Raw genomic sequence first — 355 nt, forward strand, 5'->3', positions numbered from 1 at the left:
TCAAGCTTCACGATTTTTGCAACAGAGCCCACACGAGTATTGAGCATAGTCGAGATTGGTGCAGATCACTTCTGATATTGAACTGTCAGGAGCTGGCTGCACAACAGCCATTACGCCCAATCAACTGGTGCAGTCGTCTTCTGAAAATGACAATCGTGCCACCGGCTCCAGGTCTTATCGAACAGCTCAGACACATGGTCCAAATGCTGGTCGATCCGTTCGGCCAGTTTTTCGATGGCCTCTTGCTTGAGCTTGTCACTTTCCCTGAACTCGATGTTCAAGGCCCTGGCCACCTGGTTGAGGTTCCGGCCGATAGCTCCAAGCTGCCGGCACGATTCCCGTACGGTGTTCACTT

General features: G+C 52.1%; 1 protein-coding gene. It reads right to left on the reverse strand.

Annotation, left to right across the window (positions count from 1 at the left end; all coding sequences use genetic code 11):
* Nucleotides 1-110: 110 nt before the first annotated feature.
* On the reverse strand, nt 111-355 hold a 245-nt coding region (gene mobC / locus ELS83_RS22645), incomplete at its 5' end, for a plasmid mobilization relaxosome protein MobC (protein WP_052455545.1).

It is taken from the genome of Marinifilum caeruleilacunae (assembly GCF_013141825.1).
Lineage (GTDB): Bacteria > Bacteroidota > Bacteroidia > Bacteroidales > Marinifilaceae > Marinifilum > Marinifilum caeruleilacunae.